This is a genomic window from Pseudomonas sp. USHLN015 (genome assembly GCF_037153275.1).
Taxonomy (GTDB): Bacteria; Pseudomonadota; Gammaproteobacteria; order Pseudomonadales; family Pseudomonadaceae; genus Metapseudomonas; species Metapseudomonas tohonis.
Genome location: NZ_JBBCKP010000020.1, coordinates 41120 through 65873 on the forward strand (window position 1 = coordinate 41120; position 24754 = coordinate 65873).

A 24754-nucleotide genomic window follows, 5' to 3' on the forward strand; every position below is an offset into this window, starting at 1 on the left:
TCAGCTAGGAACGATATCAATTGGCCATTTCGGCTGATTCTGGAAGCCCCGGAACTTCACCGAGATCGACTTCACGCCGATCGGCACCTCACCCAGGCGTTTCACCTGCCCGGTCTTCAGGTCGACGAAGCCGAGGCTGCGACGCACATTACCGTCCACTTCATCCTCCACCAGCAGCATGGCGCCACCGGCCTGGGGCATGTCGTCCATGGAGAGCACTTTCGGGGCGCTGCCGAAGCCATCGCCGAAGGTAAGCTCGGCCAGGGTCACCCAACCATTGTTCGCACTCAGGCGGCTCAGCGAGCAGCCGTTCAGCAACAGGGGCTCGCCCTGCCATTGAGCCAGGCCGGCGCCGCAACGGAGGTCCGCCTCGTGCTGGGAGAGGACCTGCACCTCGTTCTGGCCCCAGGAGGTGCGACGGAGCTGGCTCAGCGTGAGGAAATACTGGTCATCGATGTTCTCGGACATGAGCATATAGGCCAGGTTGCCCCGGGCATCGTCCAGCAGCTGCCCGCTGGGACTGGCCCAGGCGCTGTCGTCGAGCCGCGCCAGGGAGGGCAGCTCATACGCCTCGTAGCCGAAGCCTTCCGAAGAGCCTGAGGTCGCCGTCCAGAGGTCGCCGTTGTTATCCACGTCCAGGCTGACATACCAGCCATTGAGGTCACCGGCCGTCGTCATCGGCCCGGTGAAGCCGGACTGTTTCAGCACGCGGCTGGTTTCCATGCCGTCGGCATCTTCCAGCCCGAAGACCTCGAATTCCGGCAGGGACGCGGGGTCGCTCGGGTCGCTGCCCACCTGCACTTCCAGGGCATCGTTGAAACCGTCGCCATCGCTGTCCGGGTTGCTGTCGCTGGAGCCGTGCTGGGCTTCGGCGGCATTGCACAGCAGGTCCAGGTCGTCGTCGCGGCACGGTGTGAAGTTGACGAGACGCTCACGATCGGCGGCAGAGATGCCCTTGAGCGCGTTCTCGCTCAATCCCTGAAGCACACTGGCCATGTCCTGGGCGCCGGCTTCGGCGTTTTCAACGGCCAGGAACGACATCACCACGCGGTGCTCGTTGGCAGGTATCTCGAAGCGATAACCGATGCGCCAGCTGTAGTAGGCATCGCTGTACAGCTCGTCGCTGTTGAGCGAGGCGCGCCCTGCCGGGTCCGCGAAGACATGCACGGTGGAAATCGGGCCCGGCATGTTGCCCTGCTCTCCATAAGTCAGCTTGCGCAGGCTCAGCCAGCTGTCATCGGCGGTGAGCTGGTCGTCGCCGCTGGAGGTTTGCTGCAGGTTGCCCGGCCCCCAGTAGTGCGGGCGAGAACTGAGGATCGGAGCGATGGTCCGGGCCTGGCCGCTAACGTTGTAGTAGCGGTCCAGCACCCGCAGGAAGCTGCGGCCGGTAGCCGGCGCGTAGTACTCGCGGCTGACCAGCAGGCCTGCGTCCACCGCCTTCAGCGGCGAGCGCCAGATCGGCTCGTCGCCCATGCGGCTATAGAGCTGGGGCTGCAGCGGTGCGGCCTGCACACGCGCCGCCACCCCTGCCTGCGAGTTGCCGAGGCCTTCGAGCTCCAGGGCATATTCCACGCCGAGGTTGCCGGACCCATCAGTACGCTGGATGCGCACGCGGCCATTCTGCTCGACGAACAGGCTCAGGCCGGCCTCCATCTGCATGGAGGGGGAATCGCCTTGGCCCAGCGGGAGGCGGTCGTCGGCACGGTTCTCGGGGTCGGTGCCGTCCGCGAACAGCTCGTCACCGTCGCCACGGCCGCCGCCATCGCTGTCGAATTTGTTCGGCGACAGGCCCAGCTCCAGCTCCAGCTTGTCGGGCAGGCCGTCACCGTCGCCGTCCAGCAGGCGCGGGTGAGTGCCCTGGCGGAATTCCTCGATATTGCTCAGGCCGTCGCCGTCCTCGTCGCCATCCGGGCTGGTGCCGTCCATGCCGTACTCGACCTCGAAGGGGTCCTCCATGCCGTCATCGTCGCTGTCGCGCTTGTCCGGGCGGGTGCCGTACTGGCGCACTTCCTGGTAGTCGTTGAGTCCATCGCCGTCGGTGTCCGCCTTCAGCGGGTCGGCGTTGTTCTCCACTTCTTCGCGGTCGTTCAGCCAGTCACCGTCGGTATCCTGGCGGGTCGGGTCGGTGTGGTGCAGGCGCACCTCGTCGGCATCCGACAGGCCCTCACCGTCGGTGTCGGAGCTGTAGGGGTTGGTACCGTGCTCCTGCTCTTCCAGGTTGCTCAGGCCATCATCGTCCCAGTCCTCGCCCGCCGCTTCCGGGTTGGCTTCCAGCGGCGCCGGGCCGTAGTTCAGCTCGAAGTAATCGTCCAAGCCGTCGCTGTCGCTGTCGATCACGTCCAGGCGAGTGCCGAGCAGGGTCTCGCGGATGTCCGAGAGGCCATCGCCGTCGGTGTCCGCGTGGCCCGGCAGGCGGTCGACGTCCATCCGGTAGTTGCCTTCGGCCGTGGGCACGTAGGTGACGGTGTAGCCATGCAGGTCGAAGTTGCAGTAGCCGCTCTGCTGGATGGCGTAGTCCGGGTAGACCAGACGGCCATTCACACTCGGCAGGTTCTGCGAATCCACGGCGCCGTACCACTCGCCATGGGCGAAGCGGGTACGGGTCTGCAGGCCGCAATGCCAGCCATTGAGCGGCAGCTTGTAGTAACGGTTTTCGATGCGGCCGTCACGGTGGATCACGGTCTGCACGTCTACCAGTTCGTCGCTGCTCACGCCCTCGCGACCCCAGTCGGTCCAGGTGAGGACCAGGCGGTCCGGCAGCGTGGCCAGGTGGAAGGCCTGGCTGCCCTGGTCGTTCTCCACCAGGCGCTGCAGCGGAATGTCCTGGATGCCGTTGCTGCCGCCGATCTCCACCTGCTGGTCATGCACACGGATCGTCAGCGCCTTGTCGGCGAAGGCGAAGTCAGCGGGCAACTGCAGGTCGAGCTGGGTGTTGGGGTCGTCGTAACGCTGGCCGAGGTCGCCGCTCAGGGGCTCGACATAGTTGTCCTCGCCACCCAGCATCACATCACCGGCGTCGTAGGGCCCGTCGATGTTCAGCTGCACGGCCTGTTCGGCGTGCACCGGGTAACCCAGCACGTCCTTGTCGAGCTTGATCAGCCACTGCGCATTCTCGCGGCGGTTCAGGTCCTCGAAGAGGAAGCGACCATCGGCACCCGTGGTCACGGTGCTGGAGTCGCCCAGCAGGCGCGCCATGAACGCCGGGACTTCGCCGCCCTGGTCCTGGTGGCGGGCCAGGCTGACCTGGACATCCGCCAGCGGCACGCCCAGCTCGTTGACCACGCGACCGGCGATGCTGCTCGGCGGTACCGCCACCACATCGATATCCAGGGTCTGGCGACCGACGTTGTGGTTGCTGTCGGTGGCGCGGACTTCGAAGCGTACGGTGCCCTCGCCCGGCAGGGTCAGCTGCTGCTGGTGCTGGCCGGCGCCGTTGAACACGGCCTGCTGCTCGCCGTCCATCAGCAGTTCGACTTCACCGGCGATGCCGGCGTCCTGCACGTCGAAGGTCAGGGTGATCGGATCGCCTGGGTAGAACGGACCTTCGCTGTGGGCGATGGTCACAGTGGGCGCCTGGGTGTCCGGCACGCTCGGCTCGGGGTCGCGGCCATCGGGGATGCCGTCGCCATCGACGTCCGGGTTCTCCGGGTCGAGGCCCAGCGGCACTTCATCGGCGTCCGGCATGCCGTCGCCATCGGAGTCCACCAGGCCACTGAGGTTGACCAGGTCGCGCACCTCTTCACGGGTCATGCCGACGTCCACGAAGCTTTCCGAGGCCAGCTCGCGCAGCACGCGTTCGGCTTCGCTGCGGTTGTAGTGCTGCACGGCGTAGTGCATCAGCACCTGGCGGCTATGGGGCTTGAGCGTCAGGTTGTACGCCACGGAGTAGACGTCACCGCTGAGGCTGACCGAGCTCGGGCGCACCCGCGAATTGGCGCTGCCGAACATCAGGCCCACGGCCGGGTCGCCGCCGCCGTTGCTGCCGTCGTCGGTCAGCAGCCAGTTGTCGGCAGTGGTGAAGACCTGGTCGCCGCTGGAGGTGGCGATGGTGTAGGTGCCGCCATCGGAACCCAGGTTGCCGCTGATCCGCACCGGAATGGTCATTTCCTGGTCGCTGGTGTTCTCGATCCGCTCGATGAAGCGCGCGTAGTTGCCGTTGTCCGGCACGTAGACGGTGCGGCTGACCTTGAAGATGCCGTTCACCAGCTGCGTGGGCGCCAGCGTCACTTCGCGGCCGGCCAGGCGCAGCAGCCCCTGGTTGACGCCGGGGAAGCCCTGCCCGTTGACGGTCAGGGACTGGCCGCCGTCGTAGGCGTCGCTGGTGCCGTCGCTGATCCCGCCGTCGGACTGGATATCCCAGCGGTAGCCATTGCCGAAGAGGTTGTAGCCGAAGCCGGTGCTGCCCTCGTAGCTCAGCTGCGACTCGGCGATGGGGTCACGCACCAGGCGGCCCTGTGCCTTGAGCACCAGCGGCTCGACATGCACGTCTTCCGAGTCGACCGGCACCGGCGCAGTCACCAGGGCAGTCATCGGCTGCTTGCCGAACAGCGCGCTGGCTTCGACCTGCAGGACCGTATCGATGGTCAACACCTGCAACTGGTAATGGCCGGTCTCGTCGGTGGTGGCCTGGACACCCTTGACCTGTACCCGCGCGCCGGCGACGCCCTTGCCGAGGACATCCTGCACCTGGCCGGAGACCTGCAGCTCGGGCACGGTGGCGATCGCCACGGTCAGGTCCGCGGTGCGCACGTTGCCGTTGCTGTCGGTCGCGCGGACCTGCAGCAGGGTGCTGTCCTGGTTGGGCAGGATCACGGTGAAGGTCTGGCTGCCGCCGCTGGTGCGGGTCTCGCGCAGCAGGCCGTCCTGCAGCAGCTCGACCTTGGCCACCAGGCCGTTGTCGCTGATCAGCGCGGTCAGGTCCAGGGAGTCGCCGCCATAGCGACGCGCCGGCTCCAGGGGCTGGAAGGTGACGTTCGGCGCGGTGGCGTCCGGCACCAGCGGCTCGCTGTCCTTGCCATCGGGGATACCGTCATGGTCGCTGTCCGGGTTGGCCGGGTCGGTGCCCAGGCGCGCTTCGTCGGCGTCGCTCAGGCCGTCTTCGTCCTGGTCGTAGAAGGCGAAGAAGTTCACCACCTTGCCGGCCAGGGTCGGGTCGAGGTTGTCCAGGCCCAGGCCCTTGAGGCTGCGCAGGCGGGCGCCGGTCTGCATGGCGGCATCGGTCGAGCCTTCCAGGGTGGAGAAGTGCATGACCACGCGGCGTTCGCCCGCCGGGATGCGCACCTGGTACTCCGCCAGCCATTGACGGCCGTTGCGGCTGACCAGGCTGGTGCCCTGGCGACGGTTGGCGTTGCCGCCCAGCACCTGCAGCAGCACCGGACGGGTCGGCGTGGCGGTGTCGCGCAGCGCCAGGTAGTCGTCGGCGAGGGTCAGCTGGTCGTCGCCACTGCTGGTGACGATGGCGGTCTGGGCATCGTTGGCGCCGTAGTAGGACTGCAGGCGCAGGGTGACCACCTGCTCGGTACCGCTCGGGTTGTCGAGGATCTCCAGGTAGCGGGCATAGGCACCGCCGACGCTGGGCACCAGTACGCGGCGGCTGACCACCAGGTTGCCCATGCGGCGCCCTTCGTAGTGGTACTCACGGCCGTTGGCGCTGCTGGTGGCATGGTTGTAGGAGTAGCCATAGCGGTTGCCGTTGACGAACAGCAGGTTGGCCCAGTAGCTCGAGTCCACGGCAGAACCTGTGGTCGAGTGCAGCTCGCCACCGTAATAGAAGTTCCAGTCGCGGTTGTTCTCGTCCTTGGCGGTGCGGTAGCCATTGATGTTCGCGCGGTCGTCGGCGGCCACCTTGGGATCGGTGCCATCGACGAAGCGTTCATTGATGTCGCGGCGGCCGCCGTTGTCGCCATCGGCCTTGAGCGGGTCGCTCGGCGGCATGCCCAGCACTTCCCAGCCGTCCAGCAGTTCGTCGCCGTCGGTATCGACGTTGCGCGGCGAGGTACCGGCCTGGAATTCGGCCAGGTTGCTCAGGCCGTCGCCGTCGGTGTCGTCCTGGGCGCCGACGTTGAGCAGGTTGTTGTCCACCTCGTACTTGTCGGGCAGTCCGTCGTCGTCGCTGTCCGCCTTGAGCGGATCGGTGCCGTGGCTGAAGAGCTCGGCGTAGTCGCTCAGGCCGTCGCCATCGGTGTCGGCCAGGTCCGGACGGGTACCACGGGCGATCTCGTCCGGATCGAGGATGCGGTCCAGGTCGGTGTCGCGGGTCAGCGGGCTGGAATGATGCACCAGCACCTCGGCGCCGTCGGTGAGCCCGTCGCCGTCGGTATCGGCCAGGCGCGGGTGGCTGCCGGCTTCCTGCTCCTGAAGGTTGGTCAGGCCATCGCCGTCGCTGTCCTCGGACGCCTCGCCATCGGCCTGCCTGGCATCGAAGCCATAGCGCTGCTCGAAGCCATCGCGCAGGCCGTCACCGTCGCTGTCGGCCTTGAGCGGGTCGAGGCCCAGCAGGTATTCGAGGGCATCGGCCAGGCCGTCGCCGTCACTGTCCGCCTGGGTGGTCCAGTTGACGATGCCACGCTGTTCTTCGAGCGTCAGGTTCGGCTCCTGCACATCTCGGCTGGCCAGTTGCTCCAGGGTGCTGCGCACGCGCTCGCGGCTGGCGTCCTGCACGAGGTACTGCACCAGCACCTGGCGGCTGCGCGGCGCCAGGGTGACCTGGTAGTTGGCGCGGTACTCGTTGCCGTTGCGCCAGGTGGAAACCGGGCGCAGGGGCGCATCCGGGCTGCCCAGCACCACGCCGGCGGCGTACAGGCCGCCTTCCGGCGCCGCGTCATCGGTCAGCAGGTAGCTGTCTTCCGGGTCGAAGCCCGCGTCGCCGGACGAGGTCTGTACCACCGGGCGGGTCGCGTAGAAGTTGCCGTACACATAGAAGGGCACGGTCACCGGCTGGTCGCTGGGGTTCTCCAGCACGCTGATGAAGCGGGCGTAGTTCTGGTCCGCCGGCACATAGGCCTTGCGGCTGACCATGACATTGCCGAGCTGCTTGGCCGGGTAGATCAGCTCGCGCCCATCCAGGCGGGTGCGATAGGTGCTGCTGCTGTAGTTGGTGCCATTGACCACCAGGTACTGGGCACCGCTGAAGGTCCAGTTGGAGGCGTAGGTGCCGTTGTCGATGCCGCCGTAGCTGTTGAAGTCCCAGCGGACGTTATTGTTCACCTGGCGGTTGTAGGAGGTGCTTTCCTCGGCGGCGGCCACATGGCGCTCTTGGATCGGTTCGAACGCCGTGCGGCCGTGTGCGGCCAGAACCAGGTCGCCGATATCCGAGCTGCCGCCACGGGCCAGTTCGAACACCTCGCTGGCAGCGGAGACCAGCTGGTTGCCGAAGCGCGCCTCGGCCTTGACCCGTGGCTCCAGGGCCAGGGTGGACGCGGACAGGGTGAAGCGGCCCTGGCTGTCGCTGGCCACGGTGGCCGAGGACGGCATCGGGCCGGTGCCATTGCTGAAGGCCACTTCGTCAACAAACGACCACGGCCCATTGGCGCGGAAGCTGATACGCACATAGCGGCTGTTGATGTTCATGCCGGACAGGGTCAGTTGGGCATGAGCCTCGCGGGACTCCTGGTCACGGTTGTTGGCGTTGTTTGGCGCGGTGTTCAGCGTGCCGACAGCGACCCACTCGTTGCCGACCTTCTGCAGGACATCGAAGGATGGCAATACGACGTTGCTGAGAGTGTCCTGGGTCGACCCGACTTTGACATCGGTGAGGTTGACCGTCCGACCGAAGTCGAAATCGATATTCATGGTGCGAGCGGTCCAGCCCAGCCACTCGTAGGCCTTGCCCATCCCCAGGTCAGCCACGAAACCGGCTGTCCCCAGCTGGCCATCGATCAGTTGGCGGCCTCGGTCATCGCCGTAGCAATAGGTGCCACAGCCCGTACCCTGGTCCAGGGTGTAGGAGACCGGCTTGATACGGGCGGCTTCGTAGCCGTCGACCAGGGTCACCTGGGCGCCTTCCACGGCGCGGCCGTTGCCATCCAGCACGCGGCCGGTGACCTGCGTGCCGGCGTCGTCCACCAGGCTCAGGCGGCGCACGCCGCTGCGGCTTTCGTTGCCGTTGGTGTCGCGGGCGCTGGCTTCGATATCCAGCTGCGCGCCAACGGCCGGCACGCGGATCACATGCTGGTAGGGCGCGCGGTCGTAGGTGGCCACGGCCACGCCGTTGACATAGAAGGTCACGCTGGCCACGCGGCCATCGTCGCTGGCATCGGCGCGCAGGCGCAGTTGCTGGCCGTGAGCCAGGCTGGCGCCGGCCGCAGGCGATACCAGGCTCACGCTCGGTGCCTGGGTGTCCTTCTCGGTGGGCGCGCTGTCTTCGCCGTCGAGCAGGCCGTCCTTGTCCATGTCCGCGTCCAGCGGGTTCAGGCCACGGGCCACTTCCACGCCATCGGACAGACCGTCGCCGTCGGTGTCCGCCACCTTCGGATTGGTGAGGGTCTCCAGCAGCTCCTGCTTGTTGCTCAGGCCGTCATTGTCGTAGTCCTGGCCGGCGTCCTGGGCGTAGCGCGGGTTGAGGATGTCGGCATAGGGGCCCTTCAGCTCGATGAAGTCGGAGAGGCCGTCGCCATCGGTATCCGCCAGGTCCGGGCGGGTGCCGTAGCTGTTGATCTCGTCGTAGTCCGGGATGCCGTCGTCGTCGCTGTCGGCCTTGCGCGGGTTGGCCTTGTACTGCACTTCCTGGGCATCGAGCACGCGGTCGTAGTCGCCGTCTTCGTTCAGCGGGTCGCTGTTGTGCTGGTTGACCTCGGCGCCATCGGTCAGCCCGTCCTCGTCGCTGTCGACCTGACGCGGGTGGGTGCCCAGCTCCTGCTCGCGCAGGTTGCTCAGGCCGTCGCCGTCGCTGTCCAGGTTCTGCTCGCCCGCCACCAGCGGGTTGAAGCCGTACTTGACCTCGAAGCCGTCCAGCAGGCCGTCACCATCGCGGTCGGCGATGAAGGCGCTGGTGCCGTTGGCGTATTCGTAGACGTCCTTGAGGCCGTCGTTGTCGCTGTCCTTGAGGGTCAGCTCGTGCATCATCACCAGGATGCCCGGGTGGTAGATGGTGAACAGCGGGTCGTTGTCGCCCGGGCGGCCCGACTCGGTCGGGGTGAAGCCGAAATAGACCTGGCCGGCGCCATAGGCATAGCGGATGGCGACCACGCGTTTTTCCGCACGGGTGCCGGTGAACATCAGCGGTGCGGTACCGGGCGCCAGCTTGTCCATAGGCATGTAGGCGTGGCCGGAATAGTTGGTGTTGCGATAGGGCCACCAGGAACCGACGCGGCTTTCACTGGCATCGGACCAGCGCAGCACCGGCGTCAGGCGGATCGAGCTGCCCGTCCACACCGACTCCGCAGGCTGGCCGGGCACATCCGCCAGCACGGCATTGGAGCTGGTGTTGTAGTTCTCGCTGAACAGCAGCGTGCCGCCGTTCTGGACGAAGGCGAAGACCTTGGCGCGGTTGCTGGAGTAGTTGCTGTTGCCGTAGTAGTCCCGCGAGCTGTCCACCATCAGCATGTCGACTTGCGACAGGTCGAAGCTGGCCAGGTTGCTCACCTGCACCGGCTCGTAGCCGGCACGCTCGATGATCAGCCGCTGCGAGGGCTGCCCGGCGTTGAAGCGCGCGTTGAAGTAGCCCACCCGCACCTTCGGCTGCTGCAGGGTGATGGTGCCGACGTCCGTGGTGCCGCCCCAGACCGGGTCGGTGGGTGCGGAGACGGCGGTCACCGCCTGGTTGCCCAGCAGGCCGCTGGCGATGACCGAGACCACGCCCGGTGCCACCGGCACGCGGGTGATGACGAAGCTGCCGTCGCCGCCGCTGACCGCGGTCTGGCCGCCGACGTCGAGCTGGGCGCCCACCACCGGCTGGCCGTTGCTGTCGAGCACGCGGCCGATCACGGTGGTCAAGGGGTCCTGCACCAGGGCGAAGGCATGTTCGCCGCTGCTGCCGACGTTGTTGTTGGTGTCGGTGGCGATGATTTCCAGGCGCAGGCTGTCGGCGTCGCCCGGCAGGTTCAGGCTGTAGGTGAAGGGCGCGGCGTTGACCAGCGCGATCTGGGCGCCGTTGAGGCGGAACGCCACCTTGGTGACCCGGCCGTTGTCCAGCAGGGTCGGCACCAGGGTCATGCGCAGGCCCTTGATCAGGGTCTGGCCGACCTTCGGAGTGTCCAGGCCCACGCGGGGCGCCTGGGTGTCCTTGACCAGGGGCTCGGCGTCCTCGTCGTCGCGCAGGCCGTCGCCGTCGGTGTCGGCCTTCAGCGGATCGGTACCCTTCTGGTTGACCTCGACGCCGTCCAGCAGGGTGTCGCCATCGCTGTCCGGGTTGTTGATCAGGGTGCCCAGCTGCGCCTCGCGGGCGTTGCTCAGGCCGTCGTTGTCCTTGTCGGCCTGGCCGTCGGCCGGATCGCTGGGGTTCAGGCCCATCTGCAGTTCGAGCGGGTCGGGGATGCCGTCGCCGTCGGTGTCCTTCTTCAGCGGCGAGGACGCCGGGATGTTGCTGACCTCGGCACCGTCGGACAGGCCGTCATCGTCGGTGTCGGCCTTCAGCGGGTCGGTGTGGTGGGTGCGCACTTCGGCGCCATCGGAGAGGCCGTCGCCGTCGGTGTCGGCCACGCGCAGCTTGGTGCCCAGGGCGGCTTCTTCCAGGTTGCTCAGGCCGTCGCCGTCGAGGTCCTCGGCGCCATCCTCGATGCCGTTGCCGTCGGAGTCGCGCAGCGCCGGGTCGAGGCCCTGGGTTTCCATTTCCAGCTTGTTGCGCAGGCCGTCGCCGTCGAAGTCACCGGCCGGGTCGAAGACCTGCAGTTTCAGGGCGTTGCCCAGCACCACCGGCTTGGCCGGCGTGCCCGGCAGGGTGCCGGTCAGGGTCAGCGGCAGCAGCGCGCCGTCGGCGATCGGCTCATTGGCCGCGCCGAAGAGGGCCGGAACGGTGAGGGTGCGCGTCGGGCCGTAGTACCAGTTGAAGCCCTGGCTGGTGCCGCCCAGTTCGGCGCGGCCGTTGGCGACGTTGTACCAGCTGATGTTGTCGGCCAGGGTCAGCGGGATCTGCACGCTCTGGCCGGCCAGCACCTTGAGCGGGCCGGCGAGGCTGAACAGCGCATGGGGCGCGCACAGCTCGGCGCCCTGCTCGCGGACCTGGTCGTCGCGGGCGACGCCGCGCAGGCCGGAGCCGGTGGTGTCGTAGCGGTAGCAGCGGCCCAGGGCCAGCGCGGGTTGCGCGTCGAAGCTCAGGGTGCGGCCGTCGCTGCTGAGGGTGGCGCTGCCGCCACGGGCCGCGTTGCCCTCGAAGAACTTCAGGGCGTCGCCGCTGGCCAGGCGCACCGGCTCGTCGAAGTCGAAGTAGGCGCGCAGCGCGGTGCCCTGGCGGGCCTCGATCAGGGCGCGGACGACTTCAGGCGGCTGCACGGTGAAGCTGATGCGGAAGCGGCTGGTCAGGTCCAGGTTCGGCAGGGCCTGCACCGGGCCGGCCAGGCTGACGGTGACGTCCTCGAAGGTTTCGTCGCTGATGGCCATCCAGCCCAGCCCGGCGTTCAGCTGCACGGTGGCGCCACCGGCCTTGCCGTCGACCAGGGCGGAGCCGCTGGCCTGGACGTTGACCGCGAGGTTGGCGGGCTTGCCGTCGACCTGGGTGATGGGGTTGCCGAAGCGGTCCTGCAGCATCAGTTGCAGGCGCACGTCCTGCTTGATGCCACGGGTGAGCACCGCGCCGTCGTCCTGCACCCGGCCCTGGTCGTTGAGCAGGCGCAGGTGGCTGGCCACGGCCGGCAGCACGGTGAGGTCGAGGTTGCTGTAGCAGCAGTTGACATTGCCGCGGGCGTCGTAGGTGTAGCGAATGCTGTTGCCGTTGCTCGACAGCGGCAGGCTGAACTGGCCGGCCTTCTGGCCGACCTGCAGGTTCAGCCGCGCGCGGCCGTCCTTCACGGTCACCTGCACCCGCTCCACGGTCTGGCCGTTGAGGGTGGTGCTGCCGATCTGGATGCCGGCGCCAGGCTGGGCGTGGTAGTCGGAGGCCGGCAGGGTGAGGATCAGCACGCTGCTCTGGTCGTCGGTCACCGGGTTGAGCACCAGGTCCTGGGACTGGATGTCCAGCGCCACGGTCTCGCCCGCGGCCACCGGCGGCAGGTAGCTGAGCAGCAGGTTGCGGGTCGGGCCGGCGAGCAGGCCGATGGCCGCCTCGGCACGGGCCACCTGGGTGAACTGCGGCAGGTCCGCCCACAGCTGGTAGTCGCCCAGGCTGCGGTCGGCGTTGAAGGTCAGGCTGGCGTAGCCACCGCTGTCGCTGTTGCTGGTGCCGAGGTTTTCCACATAGCCGTCGGCCAGGCGACGCAGGCGCCACTGCACCGGCTGCTCCGGCACCGGGCGCGCGGCGGCGTCGAGCACCTGCACGCGATAGACCGGGCGCTCCTGCACCCGCGCCTGGGCGGGGTTGTCGCTGCCCTGCACGGCCTTGAAGCGCAGCTGGTTCGGCGACTGGGTCAGGGCCACGGCGTATTCGCGGCTGAGGGTCTGCTGGCCGATGCGGTCGGTGAGCTCCACCTGCACGCGGAAGCTGTCGCCCGGCAGCGCGGCCTCGGGCATGCGCAGGTCACGGCTGTGGCCGTTCCAGTAGGCGCCGTTGCCGCAACGGAAGTTGCCGGTGTCCTCACGCAGGCAGTTGAACAGCTCCTTGCGCTCGCTGCCCACCAGTTGCAGCACGCGCAGGCCCAGGCCGCCGGTGTCGTCCAGGGCGTTGAGGTTGTTCAGTTGCAGGGTGACCAGGCCACCGTAGACGCCACGGGCCGGCAGGCTCACCTGCAGGGCGGCGGCATCCGGCGCGCGGTCGCGGACCACGCGCAGGGCCTGTGCCGGGGATTCGCTGACCTGGCCGCGGCTGTCGGTCAGGCGCACCTTGAACGGCTGGTTGACGCTGCTGGCGACGCGCTCGGTGCGGCGGTCCTGGACGCTGAAGCTGCGGTTCAGGGTGGTGCCGGTGACATCGTAGTGGTCGGTGAAGCCGTTCCACAGCAGGTCGACGCCCTTCAGGCCGACGTCGTCGCGAGCGGCCAGCTGGACATCGAAGCGACCGCGTTCGATCACCTCGGCCGGCAGGTTCAGGGTGGTGACCTCGGGGAAGGCGTCGTCGATCACGGTGACGCGCAGCTCGGCGCTGGTCACGTTGCCGGCGCGGTCACGCACCTCGACGTTGTAGACCTGCTCGCCAAGGCTGGTGGCGGCATCCTGGTAGCTCAGCTGGTTCTGGCCGAAGGCCACCGCCACCACCTGGCCGTTGCGCATCAGCGTGGCCTTGTCGAGGGCGCCCTCCTCGTCCGCCATCTGGGCGGTGACGGTGAAGGGGTAGCCGCGCACGGCACGGTTGTTGTCCTTGAACACCGCGCTGCCCTGGTAGCCGAGGCTCACGGTGGGGGCCTTGGTGTCCTGGTGGCGGTAGAAGCGCTTGGCCGCCGACTCGGCGCTGTTGCCGAACACGTCCACCGCGCGGGCCTTGAGGTACTGGCCGGAGAAGCTGCCGTCCAGGGCCAGGTTGGCCTGGTACGGCTGGGCGCTGCGCAGGGCGACGCGCTGCCAGGGTCCGTTGCTGCCGGCGGCGACCAGGAACTCCACCTGGGCCAGGGGCTGCTGGCTACCGCTGACCTGGGCGCTGACGGTCAGCGGCAGGGGCAGCCAGGAATGTTCGTCGGCCACCAGGGCGATGCTGAAGGGGTTGGCCACGCCATCGCCCGGCTCCATGAACAGGTCGCGGGCGCTGCCCTGGCGGATCACCCCGAAGGCGTCCTCGACGCGCAGGCCCAGCGCCAGGGACTGGCCGCCCGGCAGGCTGGCGGGCAGGCGCAGGCTGGTACGGCCGAGGCCCTGGCCGAGGGTGCCGGCCGGCTGGCCGTTGATGCTGAATTCGACGCCGCGCAGGCCGTCTTCCGCGAGGCCAAGGGCCAGCGCCTGGGCCGGTTGCAGGTGGCTGCCGGCCAGGGGTTCCAGCAGCGAGGTGGTGCTGGCGCCGAGGCCGTAGGGCAGCTCATAGACCAGCACGCCCTGGCTGCCGAGGCCGACGGCCAGGCGGTTGTTCTCCACCGCCAGGGCGCTGATGCGCTGGGCGAGACGCAGCTCGCCACCGGCCATGGCCTGGCCGCTGGCCGGGTCCAGGGCCAGCAGGCGCACGCCCTGGGCCTGGGGTTGTTCGATCCACAGCAGGTTGCCGCCCAGGTACAGCTGGGTGACGGTCGCGCCGGCCAGCAGCTCGCTGCGCTGGCCGCTGCGCAGGTCGTAGCGCCAGGCGCGCTCGGCGGAGAGGTAGAACAGCGCATCGCCATCGAAGGCCAGTTGGCGGACCTCGCCACCGAGCTGGGCGCTCAGTTCGCTGACCGGCTGGCGCGCGTCGCTGCGCAGGTCCACCAGGAACACCCGGCCGCTCTGGCTCAGGGCGGCGACGCGGCTGCCGTGGGCCGACAGCTGGCGCAGGCTTTCCTGGGCGGTGACCAGCAGGCTGCGGCGGCTGGCCAGGTTGTCCAGGGCGGCGATCTGCAGGCTGCCGCCGCTGGCCGCCAGCAGCTGGCCACGGGCGATGGCCAGGTCGTTCACCGGGGTCTGGGCGAAGACGGTCTGCGCCGCCAGGGTGGAGCGCGACAGCGCCACCACCTGCTGTTGCTGATCCTGGGCGAGGAACCACAGGTCCCCGGCACTGGCCACCTGGCTGGCGGCCTGGGTGAAGGCCTGGCTCGGGTAGAGCGTGGACTGCCAGGTGCCGGCGTCGTCCTGGCGCAGCAGCTGGGCGCCGAAGTTGTCGGCGGCGACCAGTACCTGGCCGTCACGCAGGCCCAGGTCTTCCACGCTGCCACGGGTCGGGGTGGCCAGGCTGCGGCTGTCGTGCAACAGGTGGAAGCCCGCGCTGCCGGCCTGCGGACGCAGCACCAGGCCTTCGCTCCCGCCCAGCCAGAGGCGGCCGCCGGTCCACTGGGCCGCGGCCACGGGCGCGTTGCCCAGGCTCCAGTCGGCGATGCGCTGGCGGGTGGCCAGGTCGATCAGTTGCAGGCGGCCGTCGGCCAGCGCCAGCAGTTGGCCCGGCAGGGCGAACAGGCGCTTGGCGGCGGTGCCCAGCTGTACGGAGGTGCCCTTCAGGGCGGCGTCCAGGCGCCACAGGCGGCCGGCGGCATCCGACACCTGCAGCTGGTCGCCGCTGCGGGCCATGGCCAGCAGGTTCTCGCCATTGAAGCTGGCGATGACCTGGCCGCTGGCGGACAGGCGCAGGACCTGGCCGGCGGTGAGCACCAGGAAGCCGTCGTCGCGGGCCAGCAGCTGGCGGACCTCCGCGCCCAGGGTCTGGGTGCCGGTGGCCTTGAGCTGGCCGCCCAGGGCGTCGAACCAATGGAGGTCGCGGCCACTGGCGCCGAGGACGCGCTCGCCCTGCACCGCCAGGTGGTTGATCGGGGCGGCCACGGCCAGGCTGCCGGCGCTGCGCAGGCCGTCCTGCGGGTCCAGCAGGGTCAGGCCGAAGCCCTTGATGCTCAGCAGCAGGTAGCGCTGCAGGTTGTCCATGGCGGCGATGGGGCCGTCCAGGCGCTGGCGCAGGCCCTGGGCGTCGTGCAGTTCGGCGCCGCGTGCCAGCCAGTAGCCGCCGACCTGCGGCAGCATCAGGTCGAAGGGCAGCCGCGCGCTTTCGCTCTGCAGGTTCCAGGCGTCCACCACCGGCGCGCTCCAGCGCTGCTCCTGGCGGTTGCCCAGCTCGTCGTCGATCAGGGCACGCACGCGCAGTTCGCGGATGCCGGCCGGCAGGCGCAGGCCGAGGCTGCCGGCGCCGCTGGCGAGCAGGCGGTCGTCCTGGTCCAGGGCTTCCAGGCTCATGCGGAAGCGGCTGGCGTCCACGCCGGAGAGGCTCAGGTCCACGCGGCTGCCGGCGTACAGCAGGCTCGGCAGGCCGGCGAGTTGCGGCTGGGGCAGTTGCTGGGCCGGCGCGACGCGCAGGTTCAGCTGCTGCTCGCTGTAGTGGAAGTCGCCCGGGAAGTAGGCGCGGGCGCGCAGCACATAGCTTTCCTGCACGGCCACCTGGGGCAGGCGCAGGCTGAAGCGGCCCTGCTGGCCGGCGTCGAGGATGCGCTGCACGGACTGGCCGTTGAAGCTCAGCAGTTCGATCTCCACCCAGGCCGGGACGTCGCCCACCTGGTAGGCCAGGGACAGGCTGGAGCCTTCGGCGAACACCTGGTTGTTGCCGGCACCGCTCAGGGTGACGGCGCTGGTGGACGGGTTGGCCTTGGTGAACAGGCCGATCTCGCGGGCGCCGGCCGCATCCTGCCAGGCGTAGCGGGCTTCGCCGCTGGCGGGCAGGCCGATCCAGCTGAAGCGCTGGCGCAGGCCATTGATGCCCGGCTGCACCTGGCCCTCGCGGGACAGGGTGGCGCCACGGCCGTCGCTGCCGGCAGCGAACGCGGCGGCCAGCGGCAGGCGGGCTCCGGCGGCGAGCACCGCGCCCTGGTCGGGCGTCAGTTCGGCGGCGGCATGGGTGGCTGCAGGTACGGCCAGGTCCAGGGCCTGCTCACCCGCGTGGTCCTGCAGCACCAGGCGCAGGCTGGCCGGCGGGTTGGCCAGCAGCCAGGCGCGGCCTTGGGGGAAGGCCTCGCCCAGGTAGGCATCCAGTTCGCCCTGGTACCAGAAGGCCTGGGCGGCCAGGGGCTTGTCGGCGCCATCGCGCAGGCTCAGCTCGGCCTGGCCGAGCGCGGCCTCGGCGGCAGCGGGCAAGCCGCCGACCAGGACACCGAAGGGCAGGCGCACGGCCTTGGCGGTCAGTGCGGCAGCCGGTGCGGCGGGCACTTCCAGGGGCTCGACCACCAGGTGCTGCACACCCTCGCGCAGTTGCAGGGACACCAGGCGGCCCGCGCCGAAGGCCAGGTCCTGGCGTTCGCCCGCCAGGGCGCCCAGGCGCTCGCCGTCACGCCAGGCCTGCCAGCTGTCGCCGTGCAGGTCGTCGCTCACCCGCAGCCAGGCCAGTTCGCCGTCGAAGCGGGCACGCTGCACGCGGCCGTCGACAGCCAGCACGGTGGCATCGCCCAGGCGCCAGCCGTCGGCATCCAGCACCGGCGTGTAGCGGGCGGCTTCGGTGGCGGTCCAGGCCAGCAGGCGCTCGCCGTCGAGGGCGAAGCCCAGGCGGCCCGGCAGCGCCAGGCCGGCGTGGCGCACCAGTTGCGGCAGGCGGCTGTCGTCCAGCTGCAGCCATTCCAGGCCCTTGTCGGTCAGCACCAGCAGGCGCTGGCCGTCCAGCTGCACCTGGCGGATCTCGTCGGCGAGGCTCAGGCCCACCAGTTCGGCCATGGCGCCACCGTCGACGGCGTAGCCGCCCAGTTGCTGGCCATGGCGGACGTACAGCAGGTCGCCGCTGCCGCCCAGCAGGGTGCCGGCGATGGGTTGTTCCACGGCGGCCAGCCAGGCGCCGTCCTGCCAGCGCCAGAAGCGCAGGTAGTCCTGGCCGTCGCGGCGGACCTGGGCCGCCAGGCCGGTGCCGGTGAAGGCCAGTTGGCGGACACGGCCGCTGTCGCGGCTTTCCACCAGGCCGTCGAGGGTGCGGATGCGGTAACCGTCGCGCTGGGCGTTCTCGACCCAGGCGGCGCCCTGGGCCAGGCCCGGCAGGCGGGTCAGGTGGCCGGCCTGGTAGCCGGTCTCGATGGGCTCGCGACGGCTTTCGGCCTGCAGGTAGGCCAGCTTGGCCAGGCTGCGGTCCAGTTGTTTCTCGTGGCCGGAACGGTCGCGCAGGGTCGCGGCCAGGCGCAGGCCGGCACCGTCGATGCGGCTGTTCCAGACCTGGCGGCGGTCACCGAAGGCCAGGTGCGCGGCGGCGATGCCGGCATCGGCCGGGTCGAACAGGTCGAGACTCGAATCGCGGCTGAAGTCGGTCATGCCCGCCGGTGGCGGCGCGTCGATCCACAGCTGGGTGCCGGCCAGCAGGGTGCTCGCCGGTTGCAGCAGCAGGGCCACGTCCTGGTCGATGCCGTTGTCGGCATGCAGGTTGAGGATGCGCTGGCTGCGCAGGGTCTGGCCCTGCCAGGTGGCTTCGAGGCGCAGCACCAGCACGCCGTCGGCGGCGACCTGGGGCATGGGCACGGCCAGCTCCACCACCTCGTCGCCGTCGGCGGCGCGGGTCAGGCTGCGCGCCGCCGGGTTGCCCGGGTGCTGCGGGTTGCCGGCGATGTCGAGGTTCAGGGTGGCCTGTTCCAGCTTGCGCATGCGCACCCGCACCGGGATGGTCTCGCCGGCCTGGACGTCGAGGCCGTCGGCCGGGACCAGGAAGCTCAGTTCCGGCGCGCCGCTGCGGCTGTCGTAGGGCTGCAGGGTGACGCTGGCCGGCGCGCTGGCCAGGCCGTTGAGGTCGATGGCGCGGGCCACCACGTGGATCGGCTGGGTGGCGTCGGCGGCGACCGGCAGGCGCAGGCGGCCCGGGTCGGCGAGGCGCTGGCAGGCCTGGGCGTCGGCGAAGGGATCGGCGCTGCGGCTGTCGACGCAGGCTTCGACGCGGTCGATGCCGTAGCGGTCGTAGCTGCGCAGGATGACCTCGGTCACCTCGCCACGGGGCACGAACTCGCCGTCCAGCGGCGCGATGATCGACAGCTGCGGCGGGGTGCGGTCCGGCTGCAGGTCGTAGCCCACCTGGAAGTAGCGGTAGCTTTCCTGGCCGGCCAGGCCGAAGCCCACGCGCAGCTCGGCGGTGATCGGGGTGGCCGTGGTCGGCGCGCCCGGCAGGTCGCGCAGGCGCGGGTGCGGCAGGCTCAGGCTGGCCAGGCCGCTGGCGCGGTCGAAGGTGGCGGCCTGGTAGCGGCCGTCCAGCAGGCGTACCTCGGTGCTGCGCACCAGGTCCAGGTCGCCGCTGATGGCGAAGCGCAGCTCGGCCGGGGTGCTCTCTTCCACCGGGGTCGGCAGGGTGCTGAACGAGGCCAGGCCCAGGTCCGGGGCGCTGATGTCGGCGTCGAAGCGGCGGTCGACGCTGTTGCGGCCGTCACTGGCGCGCAGCAGCAGGCTGAAACCCTGGTACTGGCCGTTGAGGTCGAGGCTGAACTCGCCCTTCTGCACCGGCACCCAGTCGGTCTTCCAGGTCTGGCCGCCATCGGCGGACAGGCGATAGGCGAAGGCGATCTTGTCGGCGGCCTGCAGGTTGTCCTGGGCGCTGACCTTGAAGCCGTAGCGGTTGCCGGTCTTCAGGCGCACCGCCGGGCTCAGCGCGCGACCATCCTGCAGCGCGACCTGCAGGGAGTCGTAGCGCGGCGCCAGGCGGTCTTCGGCCTGGAACACGCCGTTGTAGGCGCCGGCCTTGATCAGCGTGTTGTCGCGGGCCGGGTTGCCGGCGGCGTCGCGGATGCCGCTCAGGGCGATCTGGTAGAGGGCGTTGGCCTCCAGCTGGGCATCGGCGCGCAGGCGCAGCTCCAGGCGCTTGCCCTGGGCGATGAGCGGCTGGAAGCGGGCGCTGACGTCTTCGCTCGGCTGGGCGTGGGTCTCGTAGTCCTTGAACACCTTGATGACGCTGACACCCTGGGCCTGCAGCGGCTCGTCGGCCTCCAGCACCAGCGACTGCGACGCGCCCAGGGCGGCGATCAGGCGCACGCTCGGGGCGGTGTCGTCGATGGCGGTGAGCCACTGGGCCGGGACGCTGTCGACGCGCTCGCCGCTGGATTCGCGCACGACCGAGACCTGGTACTGCCAGCCCGGCTGGCTGGGCGGGGTGACGAAGTTCAGGCCATCGTCGGCCAGGGTGAAGGCCACGCGGTTGCTGGCGGTGGGCTGGATGCCCTGGCCGGCCGGGTACCAGTGCAGGCTGAGGCCTTCGGACAGGCCCTGGGCGGCGATGTGCACCTGGGTGCCGCCGGCGTCGCTGACCACCGCACCGGCGGCATGGGCGGACTGCACCGCGTCGATGGCCAGCGGGGTGACCACGGCCAGGGCGGTGGGCAGGGTGGCGCGTTCGTCGCCGTAGCGGGCCTGCAGGCTGTAGAGGCCGGCCTGTTCCATCTGCAGGCGGAAGCTCAGCTGGTCGCCGGTCGCGTTGGCCTGCAGCTGGCTGCGGCCGAGCACGCGGTCGCCCACCTGGAGTTCGTCGATCAGGTGCAGCTGGCGGCCACGCAGCACGTAGTCGCGCGGTACGCCGCTGATGCTGCGGTTGGGTTGCAGGCTATCCAGGCGCACCTGGGCGGCGCCGAAGAAGTCCACGGCATCCACCAGCCACGGCAGGTCGATGTTCACCTCGGCGCCCTGCAGCCAGTCCAGCGGTGCCTGGCTCAGTTGCAGGCGATAGAGACCGGCCGGCTGGAAGCTCGGCTGTTGCACCAGGGCGCGCAGCTCGCGGCCCAGTACCTGGGAGTCGCTGGCGATGCTCTCGCCGCTGGCCGAGGACAGCGCCAGGCGCGCCTCGCGCCAGGCGTATTCGGCACCGGACAGGCGCAGGCCCACCGGCTCGTCGGCGGCGGCCAGGCTTTCCGGGGCCAGGCCCCAGGCGTTGTTCAGCGGTACGGCGGCGTTGAAGTAGTTGCCGCCGTTGCTCCATTCCAGCAGGTCGCCGTGCAGCTCCAGTTGCCCCAGCGAACCCACCTCGGCGCTGCCGACGGTGATCGCGGCCACTTCACGGGCGACCAGGCGACGCTGGGCGTCCAGGTCGAGGTCGAGCACCTGCAGGCGGCCGTTGTCCAGCCAGGCCAGCAGTTCGCCCTGGCTGGTGAGCTTGCCGATGCGGGCGGGGAGTTCCAGCTCGCCGAGCACCGGCTCGCCACGGCCGCGCAGCAGGGCGGCGCGTTGCAGCACCTGCAGCCCGGAGGTGCCTTGCAGGTAGAGACGCGAGCCGTCGAGCCACAGGGACCTGGCGCCGGCCAGGCCGTGGACCTGGGTGGCCAGCAACTGCGACGGGTCGCGGACGTTGCGCACTTCCAGGCGGTCGCCATAGAGCAGGTAGAGGGCGCGGCCATCCAGCGCCAGGTCGACCAGCGTGCCGGCGGCGAGGGTCAGCTCCTTCAGCTCGGGGCCCTGGACCTGGCCGTGGAACACGCGGTTGCCGGACTTGGCCAGCACCAGGTCGCCGGCGATGCGCACCTTGTCGTAGGCGACCTGGCGGCTGTTGGCCAGGGCCGGCAGCGCCTGGGGCGAGTAGAGGTTGGCCAGGTCAAAGACCTGCAGGCGGGTCTTGTCGCCCAGCACCGCGGCGTAGCGATCGCCCAGGGCCAGGTCGACCAGCTCGGCGGCGGCCTGCCACTTGGCCAGCAGTTGCGGCGTGCTGCCGTCGCGCAGGCTGTAGAGCTGCACGTCGCGACCATTGCCGGTGAGCAGCAGGTCGCCCTGGCGGCGGAACTGCTGGACGCTTTGCAGCTGGCGGCGGGCCGGCAGTTCGATGCGCAGGCTGGCGTCGCTGGAAAGATCGCCCGCGAAGCCCTGGTTGCTCACTTCCACCAGCAGCTGGCCGAGGCTGTTCTCCGGCACGGCGAAGCTGATGAGATCGGCGCGTTCCAGGCGGGTCTCGGCGATCTGCCGGCCGTTGACCCGGACCACGGTGGATTCGCCGAAGCCACGGCCCTGCAGGCCGACGATCTCGCCGGCGTTGTAGGTGAAGCGCTTGGCCTGGGCATTGAGGGTGCCGGCCAGGCGGTCGTAGAGGCCGGACTGGTCGATGCGCGGATCGGCCACGTAGGTCAGCGCGGCGCCACGGAAGACTTCCTGGCCGCCCTGCTTCAGGCGCAGGCCCACCGGCAGGTTGCGGTCCGGCGAGGCCACCAGGCCCGGCACGCGGAAGCGCAGCTGGTTGTCGTCGCGATGCAGCACGTCGGCCGCCGGCACGCGCTGGCCGCCCACCTCGATCGCCAGGCCCTCGGCGAAGTTGCGGCCACGCAGGGTGACCTCGGCACCGCCCCGCCAGCTGGCCTGGCGCGGGGAGATGCTGTCGAGCTCCGGCAGTTGCTGGTCGTCGGCGACGAAGCCGAAGCGGTAGTCGTGGCCCAGGGTGCGGCCCTGCTGGTCGCGCAGGGCGGCGCCCAGTTGCACCTGGTACTGCTTGCCGGCCTGCAGCGAGGCCGGGCGCAGCACCAGGCGACCGACGCCGACCTGGGCCACCTGGGCCGGGACCGGGGTGCCGTCGAGCAGCAACTGCACCAATTGGGCGCCCTGGTCGCGCAGCTGGGCGTTGTCCAGCAGGCGGTTGAACTGCACCTCGATGGCGCCGTCGCGCGGCAGGCGGCCGGACGGCAGCGGCTGCTGGGACAGGATCGCGAGGTTCTGGTAGGCCAGGGTGTTGAGGCTGCCGCCCAGGTAGTTGCCGGCGTCGAGGCTCGGCAGCGGGTTCTCCGCGGGCGCGCCGTCCAGGTAGACGAAGGCGCTGCCTGCGTAGAGGGCCTGGCTGCCCAGGGACAGGCTGTTGACGTTGCCGAGCACGCTGAAGTAGTCGCGCAGGCCGATGCTGGCGCGGGCATCGCCATTCAGCCACGGGGAAATGTCGAACAGCTGCACGTCGCCCTGGCCGCCGGCCACGTAGAGGGTCTGGCCGGCGAGCTGCAGCTGGCCGGCGAACAGGTCGCCACGGCTGACCAGGTAGGTGAGCTTGAGGTCGGCCACCGGGGTGGCGTCATCGCTGCGGTCCAGGTTGAACAGCTGCACGGTAGCGTTCTTGCCGCTGGAGACCAGCAGGCGCTCGGGCGCCACCAGCAGGTCCTCGGGCACGAAGGGGTTGCCGGCCTGGTCGCGGGTGGCGACGCGGCGCACCACGCGGAATTCGCCGCTGGCCAGTTCCAGCTCCACCAGCTGGCGCTGTTGCGGCAGGGTGGCCCAGAGGCTGGCGCCGGCCAGGCGCAGGCGGCCGGGCACGCCGCCCAGCTGCTGCACGCCGATCAGGCCGAGGTCGGTGAGCTTGAGGTCCTGGCCGATGCGGTACTGGCGCACGCCGTCCTTGTAGGCGACGTAGAGCAGGTCGTCGCGGCTGGCCAGGGCGTTGATCTCGCCGGCCATGTCCAGTTCGGCGAGCTTCTCCGGCGCGGCCGGCAGGGTCAGGTCGAACTGCAGCAGCTTGCGGCCGCCGGCGACGAACAGCTGGCGATCGTTGATGGTCAGGTCGACGAAGCCGCGCGGCGACAGGCCGTTGGGCGCTTCGTAGTGGTAGGCCTTGGTCTGGCCGGCGAACTCGCGGGTGACGATCACCGGGTGCACCGGGTCGCTGATGTCGGCCACCAGCAGGCGCGCGGCGTTGCTGGTCAGGGTGGCGACGCGGCCCTGGCTGTCGAGCTTGTCGAAGCTGCCACCGGTGACGGCGTACAGCAGCTGGCTCTCGGCGCCGTCGAGGCGGGCGATGGCGGAGACCGGGCTGGCCATCTCGGCCGGCAGGTTGACCGAGCCGGTGGGGATGCCGGTGTAGAAGTAATCCACCGGCGAGTCGGTCTGTTCGCCCGGGAACAGCTGGCTGGTGGCGGCGACCTTGGCCTTGCCGAAGCTGCCGGCGGGCGCGCGCACTTCGGCGCGGTTGCTGCTGAGGATCTTCAGGTCGCCGGCCAGGGCGCCGGCGAAGCGCACCTGCATGTAGTGGTTGAAGCCACGGCCGTGCAGGGTCACCAGGTTGCCGCCCTGGGGCGGGCCGGTCTGCGGCTGCAGGTCGTCGATCTCGATCTGCGGCAGCACGGTCATGGCGCCCTGGCGCAGGTAGGACAGGCGCTGGTCGATGCGCTCGACCTTCACCGCGATACTGGCGCTGATGCCGGCCATCTGCAGGTCCGGCACCTCGACGCGCAGCTGGGTGTCGCTGAGTTCCAGTATCTGCTGCGGCTGCAGGCGGGTTTCGCCCAGCCACACGGCCAGCTGGTCGGGGGCGACGCCGAAGCCGCTGCCCTTGATCACGGCGATCTCGCCACCGGTGGCGTGGAAGTAGTGCAGGCCCGCGACGCCGGCCGCTTCGCGCTGGACCTGGGTGACCTGCGGACGGATGCCGGTGAGGCGCTCCAGCTGCAGCACGAAGGCCTGGCGCAGGGCGTGGCCGGCCAGGTCGGTGAGCGCGGTGCCCACTTCGATGCGCAGCGCGCCCTGGTAGTCGCCCTTGAAGGCGATCTGCACCTGGCCGCCACGCAGGGTGTTGGTGCCGGTCATCTCGGAGGCGCCGGCCGGCAGCGCCTGGCCGCCCTCGCCCAGCACGCGGATGGCCTGGGCCAGGTGCGCCGGGTCGGTGTTGATCAGGTTGTTGAAGGCGATCTGCACCGATTCGCCGCTGCCGAGCACCGCGCCATTGCCCGGAGTGGCCGAGGCGACGGCGAGGTAGGGCGAGGTGTTGATCTGCACGCCCTTGCCGTTGCCCTGCATGACCTGCCCGCCGACGCTGAGCAGCTCGCCGCCGGTCTTCTGGTTCTGCCAGTAGATGGTTTCGTACTGGCCCTGGGCATTGGCTTCCAGCAGCAGGTAGGTGTCGCCGGTGCCGACGCTGATCAGGCCCTGCTGGACCTGCAGGGTCGGGCGGCCGAGGTTCGCGCTGATGGAGTCGCCGGAGACGGTGCCGCGTTCGATGGCCTGGACGCGGTAGTCGAGCTTGTCGCCGAAGTCCTTGAAGGTGGCCAGGTGCAGCTGCTTGTCGCGCAGGAACAGCACGTACAGCTGGCCGTTGAGCCATTGCAGGTCCACCGGCGCACCCAGCAGGTCGGCGCGCAGGCTGCCGTCGAAGGGAATGCTCGGCAACGGTGCCTGGGCGCCCAGTTCGTTGCGGCCCAGGGGCAGGAAGCGCACGTAGCCGGTGCCCAGGTCGTTGGCGGCGGCCACG

The 24754-nt window shown here is 70.0% G+C and carries 1 protein-coding gene (only partly in view); it reads right to left on the reverse strand.

The features are described from left to right. Positions 1–24754, reverse strand: partial view of an Ig-like domain-containing protein gene (locus tag WFQ67_RS29695; protein ID WP_337058960.1) — the 3' portion only. It continues 18131 nt past the right edge of the window; only the last 24754 of its 42885 coding nucleotides appear in the window; its start codon lies beyond the right edge, outside the window; it ends in the stop codon at positions 1–3.